Genomic DNA, 15,313 nt, shown 5'->3' with positions numbered 1-15,313 from the left:
CCCACCCTCCCAGAGAGCCCGCCCGCGCACGCTCGGAGGGCCCGTCCGCGCCCTCCCGGTGGTCACCGCGGACACGGAGGTGGGACCCGGCGACGGGGCAAGGGCCGTCGTCACCGCCGCCGGGCCGTTCGAGGCGGGTACCGCGACCGCAGACTTTAAAAGGACTAGACCAAGCTGGTCAATGGTCCTTACCCGTTCGAGTGGGTCCACCGCTGCGGAAGTTGACCCTTGGTCAGTGATAGCCGAAAGAGGTCGGCGCCCGCCGGGGAAGTCCAGGGACACGCTCTGTGAGCCACCCCACAGTGCTCACCCGCATGGGTGCCGACCGGGCGTGGCACACTGGCCATGTACCAGAAGCAGCGCACTCCGGGGTCGGTGAAAGTCCGAACCGGCGGTTATAGTCCGCGACCCGGTCGCTTCCAGCGACCGGTTGACCAGGTGGAATTCCTGGACCGACGGTTAAAGTCCGGATGGGAGGCAGTGCGCGGCGGGCGGGCATTCGTGCGCGCCGCCGTCTGTTTTCGGCCTACCTCGACAGAGGTGGGTCCACACACGGCGTCGCTCCCTGTGCCGCTGTCCGCTGAATTCTGTCGTCTTCGACAGCCCCGGAGTCCGTGCCCCACGAGGCAGGAGGACCCGGGAAGTGTTCACCGGAATCGTCGAAGAGCTGGGTGAGGTCACCGCCGTAGAGAATCTCGGCGACTCCTCCCGCTTCCGTCTGCGCGGCGCCGTCGTCACCCAGGGCGCGAAGCACGGCGACTCCATCGCCGTCAACGGCGTCTGTCTCACGGTCGTGGAGCACGAGGACGACTGGTTCACCGCCGACGTCATGGCGGAGACCCTCGAACGCTCCAGCCTCGGCGCCCTCGGCGTCGGCTCCCGCGTCAACCTCGAACGCCCCATGGCCGTCGGCGACCGCCTCGGCGGCCACATCGTGCAGGGCCATGTCGACGGCACGGGCCAGGTCATCGAGCGCAAGCCCTCCGAGAACTGGGAGATCGTCAAGATCTCGCTCCCCGCGGAGCTCACCCGGTACGTCGTCGAGAAGGGCTCCATCACCGTCGACGGCATCAGCCTCACCGTCGTCGACGCCGGCCCCGACCACTTCACGGTCAGCCTCATCCCGACCACCCTCGACCTGACCACGCTCGGCCGCAAGCAGCCCGGCGACCCGGTCAACCTCGAGGTCGACGTGATCGCCAAGTACGTCGAGCGCCTGCTGGGCCACCAGGGAGCGGCGAACACCGAGGGAGCGGGACGGTGAACTCCCTGAACACCGTCGCCTTCACCGCCTTCGGCCAGCAGATCCTCTGGTCGGACATGATCGGCAACGTCCTCGGACTGGTCGCCCTCGCCCTCGGCGCGATCCGCTCCCTGTGGAACTGGCCCGTGCAGTTCCTCTCCGGCCTCGTCCTCTTCGGCGCCTTCGTCGGCCACCTCACCGGCAGCGCCGGCAAGCAGGTCATCGTCATGGCCGTCGCCGCGTACGGCTGGTGGCAGTGGAACCGTACGAAGAAGCAGACGGCGGACGGCGCCATCGCCCCGCGCTTCGCCACCTGGCGCGAGCGCGGCTACCTGATCGCCGGCGCGGTGCTCGGCACCCTCGCCGTCGGCGGACTCTTCACCGCCTTCCCCACCCTGTCCTGGGACCCCTGGCCGGACGCGTACATCTTCACCGGCACCGTCGTCGCCATGTACGCCCAGGCGCGCGGCATGGTCGAGTTCTGGTTCGCCTGGCTGCTGGTCGACCTGGTCGGCGTCCCCCTCAACTTCGCCAACGGCTACGCGTTCTCCGGATTCGTCTACATCATCTACGGCGCGCTCGTCCTGTGGGGCATGCGCGACTGGTGGCTGCGCTCCCGCAAGCCCGCCCTGGAAGGAGCCCCGGCATGACCACGGCGCCGATCCTCTACAGCACCAGCGACATCGAGAACTTCGCGCTGGACCCGGTCGAGCGGGCCATCGCCGACATCGCGGCCGGCCGCCCGGTCGTGGTCGTCGACGACGAGAACCGCGAGAACGAGGGCGACCTCGTCATCGCCGCGGAGAAGGCCACCCCCGAGATCATCGCCTTCATGATGAGCGAGTGCCGGGGCATGATCTGCGCCCCCATGGAGGCGGACGAGCTGGACCGGCTCGAACTGCCGCAGATGGTACAGCAGAACACCGAGTCCATGCGCACCGCCTTCACCGTCACCGTCGACGCCGCCCCGCAGTACGGCGTCACCACCGGAATCTCCGCCGCCGACCGCGCCACCACCCTCCAGCTCCTGGCGAGCGGCACCGCCGAGCCCGGCGACTTCGTCCGCCCCGGCCACATCTTCCCGCTGCGCGCCCGTACCGGCGGGGTGCTCGTACGCGACGGCCACACCGAGGCCGCCGTCGACCTCGCCCGCCTCGCGGGGCTGCGCCCGGCCGGCGCGATCGTCGAGATCGCCGGCGAGGACGGCCGGATGCTGCGCCTGCCCGAGCTGATCCCGTTCGCCCGCAAGCACGGTCTGACGATCATCTCCATCGAGGACCTGATCGCCTACCGCCGCTCCGCCGAACCCACCGTCGAGCGTGAGGCCAGGACCCAACTCCCCACCGAGTACGGCGACTTCACCGCGTACGGCTACCGCTCCACGGTCGACGGCGTCGAGCACGTCGCCCTCGTCCACGGCGAGATCGGCGACGGCGAGGACGTCCTCGTCCGCGTCCACTCCGAATGCCTCACCGGCGACATCTTCCACTCGCTGCGCTGCGACTGCGGTCCCCAGCTGGGCACCTCCCTGGAACGCATCGCCGCCGAGGGCCGGGGCGTCGTCGTCTATCTGCGCGGCCACGAGGGCCGCGGCATCGGACTGCTGTCCAAGCTGCGCGCCTACGAACTCCAGGAGCGCGGCCGCGACACCCTCGACGCCAACCTGGAGCTGGGCCTGCCCGCCGACGCCCGGGACTACGGCGCCGGCGCGCAGATCCTCAAGGACCTCGGTGTCCGCAGCCTCCGGCTGATGACCAACAACCCCGAGAAGACCGACGCCCTCGTCCGGCACGGCCTCACGGTCACCGACCGCGAGCCGATGCCCGTCCGCGCGGGCGAGCACAACCTCCGCTACCTGCGCACCAAGCGGGACCGGATGGGCCACGATCTGCCGTGGCTGGACACGACCACCGCGTCCACCTGCGGCAACCAGTAAAAGTACCCAGAGCAATCGCACGTCGAGGAGACAAGAGAACGTGAGCGGCAAGGGCGCACCCGAACTGTCCGTACGCAACGTGGGCGACCTCCGGGTCGCCGTCATCGCGGCGCAGTGGCACGAGAAGGTGATGGACGGTCTGGTGGACGGCGCCCTGCGCGCCCTGCGCGACCTGGGCATCACCGAGCCGACCCTCCTCAGGGTCCCCGGCAGCTGGGAACTCCCGGTCGTCGCCAAGGTCCTCGCGGGCCGCGGCTACGACGCCATCGTCGCCCTCGGTGTCGTCATCCGCGGCGGCACCCCCCACTTCGAGTACGTGTGCCAGGGCGTCACCCAGGGCCTCACCCAGGTCTCCGTCGACACCGGCGTCCCCATCGGGATGGGCGTCCTCACCTGCGACACCGAGGAACAGGCCCTGGACCGCGCGGGCATCGAGGGCTCGAACGAGGACAAGGGCCACGAGGCGGTGACGGCGGCGGTGGCGACGGCGGCCACCCTCCGCTCAGTATCTGAACCGTGGCGCTGACGAAACGCGGGTGTGGCATAGGCTGAGCGTCACCATGTCCAAGAAGACGTTCGAGGAGCTCTTCACCGAGCTCCAGCAGAAGGCCGCCACCGGCGACCCCGCCACCTCCCGCACCGCCGAACTGGTCGGGAAGGGCGTCCATGCCATCGGCAAGAAGGTCGTCGAAGAGGCCGCCGAGGTCTGGATGGCCGCCGAGTACGAGGGCAAGGAAGCCGCCGCCGAGGAGATCTCGCAGCTGCTCTACCACGTCCAGGTGATGATGGTCGCCCGCGGCATCTCCCTGGACGACGTGTACGCCCACCTGTAAGCCAGTCCGTTCCGCACCCTCCCCGCCCACGCCCCACGCAAAGGAAGCCGACCTCATGCTGCGCATCGCCGTCCCCAACAAGGGTTCCCTGTCCGGACCTGCGGGGGAGATGCTGCATGAGGCCGGCTACCAGCAGCGCCGGGAGTCCAAGGAACTGCGGATCGTCGACCCGGTCAACGAGGTGGAGTTCTTCTACCTCCGCCCCCGCGACATCGCGATCTACGTCTCCTCCGGCCGCCTCGACATCGGCATCACCGGCCGCGATCTGCTGATCGACTCCGGCGCCCGGGCCGAGGAGATCCTCCCCCTCGGCTTCGCCCGCTCCACGTTCCGCTTCGCCTCCAGGCCCGGCGCGGCGACCGGTGTCGCCGACCTCAAGGGCAAGACGGTCGCCACCTCCTACGAGGGCATCGTCGCGAGGCACCTCGCCGACAACGGCATCGACGCTTCCGTCGTCCACCTCGACGGCGCCGTCGAGACCGCGATCGAGCTGGGGGTCGCCGAGGTCATCGCCGACGTCGTCGAGACCGGCACCTCCCTGCGCAACGCGGGCCTGGAGGTCTTCGGCGAGCCGATCATGAAGTCCGAGGCCATCGTCATCCGCCGCGTCGGCGCCGACACCTCCGAGGAGAACTCGGAGAACGAGCCCAAGGTGCAGCAGTTCCTGCGCCGTCTCCAGGGTGTCCTGGTCGCCCGGACCTACGTGATGATGGACTACGACTGCCGCGTCGAGCAGCTGGAGAAGGCCGTCGCGCTCACCCCCGGCCTGGAGTCCCCGACCGTCTCCCCGCTGCACAACGAGGGCTGGGTCGCCGTCCGCGCCATGGTCCCGGCCAAGGAGGCCCAGCGGATCATGGACGACCTGTACGACATCGGCGCGCGGGCCATCCTGACCACCGCCATCCACGCCTGCCGCCTCTGACGGCCGGGGAGTCGTACGCCATGCCGGACCAGTCCTCCCTGCCCACCCACTCCTCCCTGCCCGCCCTGCCGGTCACTTTTCGGCCGGGCCGCACCCGGGCCGTGCTGCTCACCGCCGCGGGCGCGATGTTCGTGGTCATCACGGTGGTCGCGCTGCTGCTGCCGACGCTCGGTCCCGGGGAGCGCCTCAGCTTCGTCTTCACGGCGGCCCTGCTCGCCGGGGTGCTGGGTCTGCTCTCCCGGCCCCGGGTGGTCGCCGACGAGTCCGGGGTGACCGTGGTCAACATCACCGCCAGGCGGCAGCTGGGGTGGGCGGAGATCGTGCAGGTGAACCTGCGGGTCGGCGACCCCTGGGTCTTCCTCGACCTCACCGACGGCACCAGCCTGCCCGCGCTCGGCATCCAGCCGGGCATCGCCAGGCAGCGTGCCATCGAGGACGCCCGGGCCCTCCGTGCGCTGGTGGAGGCCCGGTCGGTCACCGAGCCCGAGCGGCCCCAGGGCTGACCCCGGACAAGATCGGGGACGACTCGGGGCCGCCGCCCCTGCCGCACCGGGCCCTGTCTTGATTAATCTGTTGGCGGAGGCGTTTTCGTTGCGCCTCCGCCTCCGCTTCCACAGCACCACCGGAAGGCGGGGGCTCCCTGCTATTCGAGGAGTGACTCCCTCCAGCGATGGACGGATCGTCCTGTAGTACCTGCGCCGCCCCCTCCCGACCTATCGAGGCGGCGGCATGACCATCCCCCTGCTGCTCCTCGGAGCCGCGTTCCTGCTGATCCTCGCCAACGGCTTCTTCGTGGCCGCCGAGTTCGGCCTCGTCACGGTCGAGCGGCCGGAGGCCGAGAAGGCCGCCGCCGAGGGCGACCGCCGGGCCCACAAGGTGGTGGGCGCGCTCAAGGAGCTGTCGTTCCAGCTCTCCGGCACCCAGCTCGGCATCACCATCACCTCCCTGGTCGTCGGCATGCTCGCCGAACCGGCGCTCGCGGAGATACTGAACGGCCCCTTCACCGCCGTCGGCATACCCGAAGGAGCCGTCTCCGGAGTCTCCGTCGTCGTCGGCATGCTGCTGGCCTCCGCCGTGCAGATGGTGATCGGCGAGCTGGTGCCCAAGAACTGGGCGGTGTCCAAGCCGATGCAGGTCGCCCGCTTCGTCGCGGGACCCCAGCATGTCTTCTCCCGTCTCTTCCGCCCGGTCATCGCCGCCCTCAACGCGGTCGCCAACCGTCTGGTCCGCGCCTTCGGCGTCGAGCCCACCGACGAACTGGCCTCCGCCCGCACCCCCGGCGAACTGGTCTCCCTCGCCCGGCACTCGGCCCAGGCCGGCGCCCTGGAGCAGGACACCGCCGACCTCTTCGTCCGCACCCTCTCCCTCGGCGACCTGACCGCGGAGAACGTGATGACGCCCCGAGTCAAGGTCAGCGCCCTGCAGTCCTCGGCGACCGCGGAGGACGTGGTCAACCTGACCCGGGCCACCGGCCTCTCCCGCTTCCCCGTCTACCGGGAGCGGATCGACGAGATCGTTGGCATGGCCCACCTCAAGGACGCCCTCGCGATCCCGGCCCAGGACCGGCTGCACACCCCGGTCGGCCGGATCGCCAAGTCCCCGCTCCTCGTCCCCGAGTCGCTGCCCGTGCAGCCGCTGCTGGCCCGGCTGCGCAGCGAGCAGCCCATCGCCGTCGTCGTCGACGAGTACGGCGGCACGGCCGGGGTCGTCACCCTGGAGGACATCGTCGAGGAACTGGTCGGCGAGGTCCGCGACGAGCACGACGGGCACGACCTGCCCGAACTGGCCGCGGCCCCGCCCGAGGACGGCCGCCCCGCCTGGGACGTCGACGGCAGTTGCCGGGTCGACCTGCTCCAGCGCATCGGCCTCGACGTCCCGGAGGGCCCGTACGAGACGGTCGCCGGTCTCGTCGCCGACCTCCTCGGCCGTATCCCGGCGCCCGGCGACAGGGCGGAGCTGCCCGGCTGGCGGCTCGCGGTACGGCAGGTCGGGCACTACCGGGCGGAGCGCGTACGCCTCGTCCGCACCACCCCCGCCCCTGTGGTGGAGGCGGCCCGATGAGCGTGCTCCAACTCCTGTTCGCCCTGCTCCTCGTGCTTGCCAACGGCTTCTTCGTCGGCGCCGAGTTCGCCCTGGTCTCCGTCCGCCGCAGCCAGATCGAACCGCTGGGGACCGCGCGGGCCCGCCAGGTCCTCTACGGCCTGGAGAACCTGCCGCAGATGATGGCGGCGGCCCAGTTCGGCATCACCGTCTGCTCGCTGACGCTGGGCGCGGTGGCCGAGCCGACGGTGGCGAAGCTTCTTGAGCCGCTGTTCGAGGCGATCCACCTCCCGCACGGGATGATCCACCCCCTGGGGTACGTCATCGCCCTGGCCGTCGTCGTCTTCCTGCACCTCGTCATCGGCGAGATGCTGCCGAAGAACCTGGCGATGGCCGCGCCCGAGAAGACGGCGCTGTGGCTGAGCCCCGCGCTGGTGGCCTTCGCCCGTCTCTGCAAGCCGGTCACGGTCGGCCTCGGCGCCTGCGCCCGGGTCGTCCTCAGGCTCTTCCACGTCGAGCCCAAGGACGAGGTCGAGGCCGTCTTCACCAGCGTCCAGCTGGGCCGGCTGGTCGAGGACTCCGGGCAGGCCGGGCTGCTCGACCCGGAGGAGCAGGAACGGCTGGAGGACGCGCTGGAGCTGGGCTCCCGCCCGGTGACGGACGTCCTCCTCAAGCGCGACTCCCTGGTGACGGTGGTCCCCTCCGTGACCCCCGCCCAGGTCGTCGCCCTGACCGCACGCACCGGCTACTCCCGTTTCCCGGTGGTCGCGGAGACCGGCGCCTTCATGGGCCGCTACCTCCACGTCAAGGACGTCCTCGACCTGGAGGACTCCGACCGCGCCGTCCCCCAGCAGATCTGGCGCCCCATGACCACCCTGCGCGCGGAACTCCCCCTGGACGACGCCCTCACGGTCATGCGCCGCGCCGCCACACACCTCGCCCAGGTCGCGGACGCCTCCGGCAAGGTGCTCGGCCTGGTCGCCCTGGAAGACGTGCTGGAACTCCTGGTCGGCGAGGTCCGGGACCCCGCCCACCGAGAGGTCCCGCCGACCCGGGTGACAGAACCACGAGCCAGCGAAACCCCGGAGGAGGCCCTGGCCGGCTGACCCCGCCCCCGGCCGCCCCGGCCAGGGGCGGCCGGGGGCGGGTACGCGCGGGTCCGGCGGGGGCTGGTCGCGCAGTTCCCCGCGCCTGCTTGTCAGGGGCGCGGGGAACTGCGCGAGAAGCCCCACCCACCCGCACCCGACCACGCACCACCCTGGCGGGTCGAAGGGGCGCAGCCCCTGGGGATGGGACGGGTAGGGGTGGCGGGGGCGGAAGTCACACCGCCGACGGCCCCCCGGGCCCCCGCCCCGACAGAACCTCCCCATACGCCTGCATCAGATCCGGCAGCCGCAACGTCGACAGATCATCCCGCGTGGGAATCGTCGGATACCCCGACAACCGCAGATCCCGATACGCACAGCTCTTCTCGTACAGGGTCCGCAGGAACCGCCCGTTCCCCAACTCGTCGATCCACCCCTGCTCGACGACATGCCCGGCGACGGACCGCAGTTCGTCGAGCGCCTCCTCGTCCCACACATCCCCGTTCTCCGCCGCGAGCACCTCCCCGATGGAGGTCAGCTCCAACGGCCGGTAGGACGGAAAATCCACCCGCGTCGTGAAGCGAGACGACAGCCCGGGATTCGCGGCCAGCAGCCGATCCATCCCCTCCGGATACCCCGCGAGGATCACGACCAGATGATCCCGGTTGTCCTCGGCCCGCTTCAGCAGCACCTGAAGCGCCTCGTCCCCGTACGCATCGCCCTTCCCGTACCCCGTGTTCGACAGCGAGTACGCCTCGTCCACGAACAGCACCCCACCGATCGCCGAGTCGATCAGCTCGTTGGCCTTCACCGCGGTCTGCCCGAGATACTCGCCCACGAGATCCGCCCGCTGCGCCTCGACGAGATGATCGCCGCCCAGCAGCCCGAGCGCGTAGAACACCCGGCCCAGTATTCGCGCCACGGTCGTCTTCCCGGTCCCGGACGGCCCGGAGAAGACGAAGTGCCGCTTGGGCGGCTGCACCGGCAACCCCTGCCCGGCCCGCAGCCGCGCCATGTTCAGCTGCGCGGACAACGCCTTGACCTGCCGTTTCACCGGTTCGAGACCGACCATCCGCTCCAGCTCGGCGAGCGCCTCCTCCAGCAGCTCCGGATCCGTCGGCCCGGTCGGCAGCGACAGCGGCTCCACCGGCACCACGGACTTCTCCCGGACGAAGGTGTCGCCGGCCTCGGGCGGCAGCCCGCCCGTCGGCGGCAGCCCGGGATCGGAGACCTTCAGGTCCCGGCCCTCGGGGTCGAAGAACGGCTCCAGCCCGTCGCCGTCGAGCACGTCCTGCCCGATCCCGGCGAGCGCGATCGCCGCGAAGTCGCTCGCGTCGTCGTCGTACCCGTCGCCCTCGGCGATCGCCGCGAGCCGCGCGGAGGTGTCCATGAAGGCGGGGTCGACCCGGTGCACCGCCCGGTACAGCGGCAGCGCGGCGGCGCTGCGCCCGGTGCCCTCGTGGGCGCGGGCCAGCCAGTACCGCAGCTCCTTGCGCTGCGGCTGCTCGCTGCGGCAGCGCATCAGCGCGGCGGAGAGCAGTGGCTCGGCCTGTCCGTACGTCTCCAGCCGGACCCGGGCCATCCCGCCGAAGAGGCCGGCCTCGATGCCCAGCAGGGGATCGTCGATCAGCGGATCGGTGTGCCGGACCAACTGCTCCCAGTCCTTGACCAGATAGGCGCGGCAGGCGTGCAGAAAGCGCACATGGTGGTCCGCGTCGACCGGCGGCAGCCCCGCGAGCGCCCGGTCCAGCTCGGGCACATGGCGCCCGTCCAGCCAGTGCGAGGCGTGCGCGAGGAGCAGATCACGCGGGCTCTCCAGCACGGGCTGTACCCACCAGCCCAGCCAGTACCAGGAGTTGAGGGTGCGCCGGTGCCGTGAGCGCTGCTCCCCGAAGCGCTCCCGGTGCCGGAACATCCGCAGCAGGGCGGTCGTCGTGTCCACGCGCAGCGCGTGCAGCCCGAGCCAGCCGTCGGCCATCCCCGGGTCCATCCGCACCGCGGTGCGGAACTCCTCCTCCGCCTGCGGATAGGCGCCCATCGTGTAGGCGTCCACGCCTCGCAGCCAGGCGAGGTCGGCCGGGGCCTCGGGGCCCCGCGAGCCGAAGTCCATCCCGTCCCCCACAAACCGTGCCCCCGCTGGAAACCGAACGGGCCGGTGCCCGTCGGCAGCCTTCGTCGAACCGCTGTGCCGCGGACGGGAGTTGCGCCGACGCGCTGCCGCTGCCGTCCGAAGGTCGCACCTTGGGCATCGTACCTGCGGGTCGGTCGCCCTTCGAAGGGTGCCGCAGCCCTCGTCTTACGAGGTGGGAGCAGACGGGGCGCATTGCGGACGGTGACCGAGGGTGAAGAAATCGTGTCCCAGCAGTTCCGGAAAAGCCGGAAGAGGGCAGAACGAAGCCCCCGATCACGGGGGAACAACCGGGGGCTTCGCGTCTCTGGGCGGTGAAGAATCACCGCACATTCAGAACGTAAGACCTGTACGGCCCCCCGGTCAAGCCGAGTTGGGGCACTCGCGGAACTTCCCGGACAGTCGTCTTCACAAGTTCAGCACATTGCGGATGGTCCGTCACCCTGAGTGAGATGCGATGCCGATCCGGGAGTCGTCGCAGGTCCCGCCAGCACCTCGTACCCCGTGTTTCCCGGCCGAATCAGAAGATCGGCGAACGGCCGAGAAGGATCCTCGGCGAAATGCCGGCGTTCCGCCCTGACCCACCCGGCCCAGAACTCACTCTGCTCCTCCCCGTCCCGCGCCTGCCCTCGCGCCCAGGCACGCTCCTCCGGCACCTCCATCCACACCAGCCGCGCCAGATACGGCCGGAGCGCACGCCGGCCCGCACCCACCCCCTCGACCACGATCACGGGCGCCGCCGGCAGCGTGCGCGCGGGGCCGAAACCGCGCGCACGCCAGTCGTACGGGGCGTAGCGCGCGCTCCGCCCGTCCCGCAGCGGCTCGATGACCTGGTCCAGGAGTCGTCCGGTCCACGCGAACAGCTCCTCGTGGGTGGCGATGTCGTCGAGGTGCAGCACCGGGGCACCGCCGAGCGCGACGGCCAGGCGCCCGGCGAGGGTGCTCTTCCCGGACCCGGCGTGCCCGTCGACCCCCATCAGCCGGACCGGCCCGCAGGAGGGCGGCAGTGTGCGGAGCCGGGAGGCGAGGTCCTCGACGGCGGGATCCTTGGAGTCCGAGGGGGCGGGGAAGGCGTGCATACGTGGATTGAACACCGTGCCGGGAGATCCCGGCGCACGCCAGTGGTGTCGACCAATATCGGTGGGCGCGCCGATGCGCGAGGTGCTGGCAGAAGTCCTCGCCCGACGTCCATAGTGGGCGAACAGCCGTGCGTCTGAACCGTTTCTTCCGGATCACTGGGGGTCTCCCGCAGATGACGAGCCTTTCCGAGCCGTCCCGCAGAACCGTCCTGACCGCAGCCGTCGCCACCGCCGCCGCGGCGGCCGGAGGACCGACGGCGCAGGCCGCCGCCGACACCACGAGCGCCCGGACCGACGCTCCCGCCGGAGCCGTCCGGGCACCGGCCCGCCTCGTGGACAACCGCTTCTGGACCTCGTACGCCGACTGGCGCTCCGGCGGCGCCGAGGGCACCTGCGCCCAGGCGGGGGAGCGGCCGGGGCTGGTGATCGACGCGCCGCTCGGCACCACCGACTACACCGACCCGCACACCGGGCGGACGGCCGCCTGGGAGTACGCGACCTGGACCTCACCGGTCCACACGCTCACCGTGCCCGCCGTCGAGGTCATCGCGTCCTGGAACGCCCGCACCCCGGCCGGCACCTGGATCGCCGTCGAGATGAAGGGCACGTACTCCGACGGCTCGGACACGCCCTGGTACGTGCTGGGGCGGTGGGCGGCCGGCGACCAGGACATCAGAAGGACGTCCGTCGACGGCCAGGAGGACGGCAGGAGCAGTGTCTGGACGGACACCTTCGCGATCGACGACCCGGCCACGGGCCTGCGTCTCGCCTCCTACCGGCTGCGGCTGACCCTCCACCGCACACCCGGCACCCGGCTCACCCCCACGGTGTGGCGGCTCGGCGCGATGGGCTCCGACGTGCCCGACCGCTTCACCGTCCCGGCCTCGGCGCCCGGCCTCGCCCGGGAGCTGAACGTCCCGCGCTACTCCCAGGAGACCCACAAGGGCCAGTACCCCGAGTACGACAACGGGGGCGAGGCCTGGTGCAGCCCGACCTCCTCGCAGATGATCATAGAGTTCTGGGGCCGCAGGCCCAGCGCCGCGGAGCTGGCCTGGGTGAACCCGGCGTTCGCGGACCCGCAGGTGTGCCACGCGGCCCGGTTCACCTTCGACTACCAGTACGAGGGCTGTGGCAACTGGCCGTTCAACGCCGCGTACGCCGCCACCTACCAGGACATCCAGGGCGTGGTGACCCGGCTGGGCTCGCTCACCGAGCTGGAGACCCTGATCGCGGCGGGCATCCCGGCGATCACCTCCCAGTCGTTCCTGGCGGAGGAGCTGACGGGCGCGGGCTACGGCACGGCCGGGCATCTGATGACGGTGATCGGCTTCACCGCCGACGGCGACATCATCGCCAACGACCCGAACTCCCCGACCAACGAGGCGGTGCGCCGGGTCTACCGGCGGCGCGAGTGGGAGAACATCTGGCTGCGGACCAAGCGGTACAACGCCGCGGGCAAGATCGTCTCCGGCACCGGCGGCGTCTGCTATCTGTACTTCCCGGCGCGGCCCACGTCCCGCCAGCGTGCGGCGCTCGCCGCGGTGGGCGTCGTGTGACCAAGCTCTCGGCCGCGAACCGCCCACGCGGTGGCAAGGTGGACGGAACGGGGGAGCCCACCACACACCGATCACACCAACGAGCTGCCATGACCGCGACCTCCGCCCCCACCGCCCGCGTCCGCACCGGCACGGGCGGCCCGAAGGACGACGGCCCCAAGGTCGTCGAACATCTGGCGGGCTGGGTCCTGGTCGTGGTCGTCGCGATGCTGGTGACCCAGCTGGGTCTGCTGTGACCTGATCCACCGGCCGATTCTGTCGATCAGAGTCGAACAAGCTGGTGGTGAGGGTCTGCCATACTGCGGTTGTCCCGCTGGCAGTTGGAGACCAGGACCGAAATTGAATAGTAGTCAACAGCGTGGAGTCGAACCGCCGCGGGCGCGCGGCACCGACCGATCGTTGGCGCGCCGCGCCGAACTCATCTCCATCGGGCGCAAGTTGTTCGCCGACACGTCGTACGACACGTTGTCGATGGACGACATCGCGCGGCAGGCGCGGGTGGCCAAGGGACTGATCTACTACTACTTCAAGTCCAAGCGCGGCTACTACCTCGCCATCGTCGAGGACTCGGTGGCCGATCTGATCACGTTCGCCGCGAGCGGCCTCCAACTCCCGTCCGTGGAGCGGGTGCACCGGACCATAGAGTGCTATCTGCGGTACGCGGAGGACAACCAGGCCGCCTACCGCACGATCGTCAGTGGCGGAGTCGGCTTCGACGCCCAGGTGCACGCGATCCGCGACGGCGTCCGCGAGGCGATCGTCACCACCATCGCCGAGGGCGCGTACGGCAGGAGCGACATCGAACCGGTGGTCCGGATGGGCCTGTTCGGCTGGGTCTGCGCGGTCGAGGGTGCCACGCTCGACTGGATCGACCGCCCGGAGCTGCCCCGCGACACCATGCGCGATCTGCTCGTCAAGATGCTGGGCGGCTCCCTGCGGGCCATCGAGGAACTGGCCCCGGCCTATCTCGCCCCCGCGCCCGCCCGCCGCGACACCTGACCCGCCGGCGCCCCGCCGGCCGGACAACACCCGGGAAACGCACCGGGGGTGGGGGTCCGCCGACCGACCCCCACCCCAAGTCCCCCGTAGCGTCGGCTACTTGATCGCCTTGATCAGCTCACCGTTCGCCGTGTCGCCGCTCAGCTCCCAGAAGAAGGTGCCGCCGAGGCCCTGGGCGTCCTTGTACGCCATCTTCCCCTTGATGGTCCGCGGGGTGTCGTAACTCCACCAGTCGTCACCGCACTTGGCGTACGCGGTGCCGCCGACGATCCCGTTGGCCGGGCACGTCTTCTTGAGCACCTTGTAGTCCTCGTAGCCCGCCTCGTACGTCCCCGCCGCCGGGCCGGCCGCGGTTCCGCCGGGCGCCGACTGGGTGACGCCGGTCCAGCCGCGCCCGTAGAAGCCGATGCCGAGCAGCAGCTTGGAGGCCGGGATGCCGAGGCCCCGCAGCTTCCTGATGGTCGCGGCGGAGTTGAAGTGCTTGTCGGCGATGCCCGGGTACGGGTACAGCGGCGAGTGCGGGGCGGTGGTCGCGTCCCATGAGCCGAAGTAGTCGTACGTCATCGGGTTGTACCAGTCGACGTACTTCGCGGCGCCCGCGTAGTCCGCCGCGTCGATCCTGCCGCCCGGCTTGGCGTCGGCGGTGATCGCGGCGGTGACCAGCTCCTTCTTGCCGAATCGCTTGCGCAGGGCCGCCATCATGTCCTCGAAGGCCTCGCTGCCGCTGGTGTCGCAGGTGAGGCCGCAGGCGTTGGGGTACTCCCAGTCGATGTCGATCCCGTCGAAGACGTCCTTCCACTTGGAGTTCTCGACCAGGTCGTAGCAGGAGTTCGCGAAGGCCTGCGGGTCCTTGGCCGCCTCGCCGAAGCCGCCGGACCAGGTCCAGCCGCCGAACGACCAGACGATCTTGAGCTTCGGGTGCAGCTTCTTCAGCTTGCGCAGCTGGTTGAAGTTGCCGCTCAGCGGCTGGTCCGCGGTGTCGGCGACGCCGTCCACGGACTCCTCGGCGGTGAACGGCTTGTCGGTGTCCGCCCAGGCGTCGCCGAGCGCGCACTTGCCGTCGACGACGTTGCCGAAGGCGTAGTTGATGTGCGTGAGCTTCTTCGCCGAGCCCGACGTCTCGATGTTCTTGACGTAGTACTTGCGGTCGTAGATGCCCCAGTCGATGAAGTAGCCGACGACCTTCGAGCCGGTCGCGCGGGGCGCGTGCGGCTGAGGGCCGGGCTTCGCCGGGCTGGCCGTCGCGGTGCCCGCCGCGGTGAGGAGTCCGGCGCCGAGGGCGGCGCAACACGTGGCGGCGACAAGTGTCCTGACGGGGACGCGGGAGCTGTGCGGTCTGAGCATCGTGACTCCGGGGGAGGGGAGCGTGGCGGGGAAGGTGCTGCCTGGACCTGCTGAGCCGATTGGCATGAACGCGATGCCGCGTTGTTGTGGGAGAACGTAGAGGACTAGACCACTGGGGTCAATGGTTCGGACCAATTCCGGCCGGGGT

At 70.6% G+C, this 15,313-nt stretch carries 15 protein-coding genes and 1 riboswitch; of the genes, 12 read left to right on the top strand and 3 right to left on the bottom strand.

Annotated features, from left to right (window positions below; genetic code table 11):
- Positions 1-357 precede the first annotated feature (357 nt).
- Positions 358-488: riboswitch (FMN riboswitch) on the top strand.
- A 155-nt stretch (positions 489-643) separates the two neighbouring features.
- From J8M51_RS12025 to J8M51_RS11985, 9 genes are all read left to right on the top strand, one after another.
- Positions 644-1,264, top strand: coding sequence for a riboflavin synthase (locus J8M51_RS12025; protein WP_086760063.1), 621 nt, complete (start codon positions 644-646; stop codon positions 1,262-1,264).
- Positions 1,261-1,893: a nicotinamide mononucleotide transporter family protein gene (locus tag J8M51_RS12020; RefSeq protein WP_086760061.1), complete on the top strand. Its 633-nt coding sequence runs from the start codon at positions 1,261-1,263 to the stop codon at positions 1,891-1,893. Before J8M51_RS12025 ends, J8M51_RS12020 begins: the two co-directional genes overlap by 4 nt.
- The gene (locus tag J8M51_RS12015; protein WP_086760059.1) at positions 1,890-3,179 is read left to right on the top strand and encodes a bifunctional 3,4-dihydroxy-2-butanone-4-phosphate synthase/GTP cyclohydrolase II; all 1,290 of its coding nucleotides are present in this window, start codon (positions 1,890-1,892) and stop codon (positions 3,177-3,179) included. Before J8M51_RS12020 ends, J8M51_RS12015 begins: the two co-directional genes overlap by 4 nt.
- A 40-nt stretch (positions 3,180-3,219) precedes the next feature.
- Positions 3,220-3,705 carry a 6,7-dimethyl-8-ribityllumazine synthase gene (ribH, locus tag J8M51_RS12010; RefSeq protein ID WP_086760057.1) on the top strand — a complete coding sequence of 162 codons (486 nt, stop codon included), beginning with the start codon at positions 3,220-3,222 and terminating at the stop codon, positions 3,703-3,705.
- Between the two features lie 34 nt (positions 3,706-3,739).
- The gene (locus tag J8M51_RS12005) at positions 3,740-4,012 is read left to right on the top strand and encodes a phosphoribosyl-ATP diphosphatase (protein ID WP_086760055.1); all 273 of its coding nucleotides are present in this window, start codon (positions 3,740-3,742) and stop codon (positions 4,010-4,012) included.
- 55 nt (positions 4,013-4,067) lie between these two features.
- Complete coding sequence (gene hisG / locus J8M51_RS12000) at positions 4,068-4,934, top strand: ATP phosphoribosyltransferase (RefSeq protein WP_086760053.1); 867 nt, start codon at positions 4,068-4,070, stop codon at positions 4,932-4,934.
- A gap of 20 nt (positions 4,935-4,954) precedes the next feature.
- Positions 4,955-5,437, top strand: a complete 483-nt coding sequence (locus J8M51_RS11995; protein ID WP_256965774.1) for a PH domain-containing protein — start codon at positions 4,955-4,957, stop codon at positions 5,435-5,437.
- A 226-nt stretch (positions 5,438-5,663) separates the two neighbouring features.
- Positions 5,664-6,995 (top strand): hemolysin family protein, encoded by a 1,332-nt coding sequence (locus J8M51_RS11990; RefSeq protein WP_086760051.1) that lies wholly within the window; start codon positions 5,664-5,666, stop codon positions 6,993-6,995.
- The gene (locus J8M51_RS11985) at positions 6,992-8,080 is read left to right on the top strand and encodes a hemolysin family protein (protein ID WP_086760049.1); all 1,089 of its coding nucleotides are present in this window, start codon (positions 6,992-6,994) and stop codon (positions 8,078-8,080) included. The genes J8M51_RS11990 and J8M51_RS11985 overlap by 4 nt, the downstream gene beginning before the upstream one ends.
- Before the next feature lie 214 nt (positions 8,081-8,294).
- Here J8M51_RS11985 and J8M51_RS11980 read toward each other — a convergent pair whose 3' ends face one another.
- Complete coding sequence (locus tag J8M51_RS11980) at positions 8,295-10,169, bottom strand: AAA family ATPase (protein ID WP_216590790.1); 1,875 nt, start codon at positions 10,167-10,169, stop codon at positions 8,295-8,297.
- A gap of 434 nt (positions 10,170-10,603) precedes the next feature.
- Positions 10,604-11,266 (bottom strand): uridine kinase family protein, encoded by a 663-nt coding sequence (locus J8M51_RS11975; protein WP_086756705.1) that lies wholly within the window; start codon positions 11,264-11,266, stop codon positions 10,604-10,606.
- A 173-nt stretch (positions 11,267-11,439) separates the two neighbouring features.
- On the opposite strand from J8M51_RS11975, the gene J8M51_RS11970 reads away from it, so the two are divergent.
- From J8M51_RS11970 to J8M51_RS11960, 3 genes are all read left to right on the top strand, one after another.
- Positions 11,440-12,822: a peptidase C39 family protein gene (locus tag J8M51_RS11970; RefSeq protein WP_086756708.1), complete on the top strand. Its 1,383-nt coding sequence runs from the start codon at positions 11,440-11,442 to the stop codon at positions 12,820-12,822.
- An 89-nt stretch (positions 12,823-12,911) separates the two neighbouring features.
- Positions 12,912-13,058 (top strand): SCO1431 family membrane protein, encoded by a 147-nt coding sequence (locus tag J8M51_RS11965; RefSeq protein ID WP_107473737.1) that lies wholly within the window; start codon positions 12,912-12,914, stop codon positions 13,056-13,058.
- 103 nt (positions 13,059-13,161) lie between these two features.
- On the top strand, positions 13,162-13,821 hold the full coding sequence (locus J8M51_RS11960; protein WP_179203148.1) for a TetR/AcrR family transcriptional regulator: 660 nt from the start codon (positions 13,162-13,164) through the stop codon (positions 13,819-13,821).
- A gap of 96 nt (positions 13,822-13,917) precedes the next feature.
- Here the strand turns inward: J8M51_RS11960 and J8M51_RS11955 are convergent, their stop codons facing one another.
- A complete protein-coding gene (locus J8M51_RS11955) occupies positions 13,918-15,165 on the bottom strand; it encodes a glycoside hydrolase family 18 protein (protein WP_267299155.1) in 1,248 nt (415 codons plus the stop codon).
- Between the last annotated feature and the right edge of the window lie 148 nt (positions 15,166-15,313).

Origin of the sequence: Streptomyces griseiscabiei (assembly GCF_020010925.1) — a bacterium.
Classification (GTDB): Bacteria; Actinomycetota; Actinomycetes; order Streptomycetales; family Streptomycetaceae; genus Streptomyces; species Streptomyces griseiscabiei.
This window is presented reverse-complemented; position numbering and strand designations above follow the sequence as displayed.